Below are 1,209 nucleotides of genomic sequence, written 5' to 3'. Positions count from 1 at the left end.
GTGCCATGCTTGAGCTCCAGGTACTCGCCCAGCCACGCCTGGTGATCTTCGGCCCAGTCAGCGATCTCCACCCAGTTGTTGCAGCCGCACAGCACGGCACCCAGCGCCATAAAGATCATCTCGCGCAGGTCGTGACGCTGCGCAGGCCCCGTGCGCGGGTCGGGCAACTCCGCGAAGGCTTCCCACAAGTCCATCTTTGGCTCCTTTTGACGGTTGGTACTCAAGGAGCCATTCTTTCACCTCACGCCAGCAGCGGGGGGGGAAATTCAAATGCGATTGCCCTGGGTGGACATTGTGCAGGGCAGCGAGCCGGTGGAAATGCGTATCACGACGATGGACGACCAAAACGGCACGCTGAAGCAGTGGTTTTCCATGCACCACGCGGCCCTGGCAGCGCAAGACGGCACGGTGGGCTTGCCGGGTGAGAGTGCCATCACGATCAAGATCGTTCACTCGTACATCGAACCCACATCGTCGGGCTATGAGGACAAGGGTCTTTTCAGGCCCGCCAGTCTTGAGGTGGGCTTTTCGCGGCGCGAGGATGCCTTGCAAGAGTTGCAGATGAGTTTTTCCCAGCTGGATACGTTTTTGAAGGTGTGACGCAATGGCCACGTTGAAGCATGATGGGCAGGGTTTTTTGCTGGGTGAACGGGTTTCCCTGGACGATACCGCCGAGATTTTGAAGGACATCCGGGACGATGTAGGCGCGATCAAGCGTGCGTTGTCCGGGTTGCTGGGTGGGACGCCAGAGAGGCCGACAGCGGCAACGGCGGTGAGTTCGAGCAGCAGCCAATCGGTTGCAGCAACACCGCAAAAGATCGAGGCGCCATCGGTTACGGTCAAGGTGGTGGCCCCGTCGGGGCGGGGTGCAACGACGTGGTTCGTCAATACGGAATCGGTAACGGATGCCACGGTCAAGGTGGGGCCGAGCAGCACCGAGTTTTCGAGTGCCAACACAGTATCGAATTTGAAGGTGGGCGAGAAGGCTGCACAGCCACGCCAGCGAGATAGCAAGGGGAGGTTTGTGAAAGCGGTTGGGGCTGGTGCCCCCGGCGGCGCCCCGGTGCTGGCCACTGCCACAGCGGTGCCCGGCGCGGCTGGTGCGGCTGGCGCCCCTGCCACCACGATCACCGGCCCCGGCGGCGCCCCGGCGCTGGCCACTGCCACAGCGGTGCCCGGTGCAGCGGGTGCAGCGGGTGCAGCGGGTGC

The 1,209-nt window shown here is 62.9% G+C and carries 3 protein-coding genes; 2 read left to right on the top strand and 1 reads right to left on the bottom strand.

What is annotated here, in order from left to right; genetic code table 11:
- Positions 1-194, bottom strand: a 194-nt coding sequence (locus CON76_RS12650; RefSeq protein WP_240592785.1) for a transposase family protein, incomplete at its 3' end; no start/stop codon positions are given.
- Between the two features lie 76 nt (positions 195-270).
- Here CON76_RS12650 and CON76_RS12645 point away from each other — a divergent pair.
- Entirely contained in the window at positions 271-600 is a 330-nt protein-coding gene (locus tag CON76_RS12645) for a hypothetical protein (RefSeq protein WP_145995471.1), read from the top strand.
- 4 nt (positions 601-604) lie between these two features.
- On the top strand, positions 605-1,209 hold a 605-nt coding region (locus tag CON76_RS12640; RefSeq protein ID WP_205758246.1), incomplete at its 3' end, for a hypothetical protein.

Source organism: Macromonas bipunctata (genome assembly GCF_002837135.1).
GTDB lineage: Bacteria > Pseudomonadota > Gammaproteobacteria > Burkholderiales > Burkholderiaceae_C > Macromonas_A > Macromonas_A bipunctata.
Note: the sequence above shows the minus strand (reverse complement) of the source record. Positions and strands in the feature narration are given on the sequence as shown.

What these genes read in the sequence shown, in the direction of transcription:
- CON76_RS12645 (WP_145995471.1), top strand. Translation starts at nt 271, where the DNA reads ATGCGATTGCCCTGGGTGGACATTGTGCAGGGCAGCGAGCCGGTGGAA.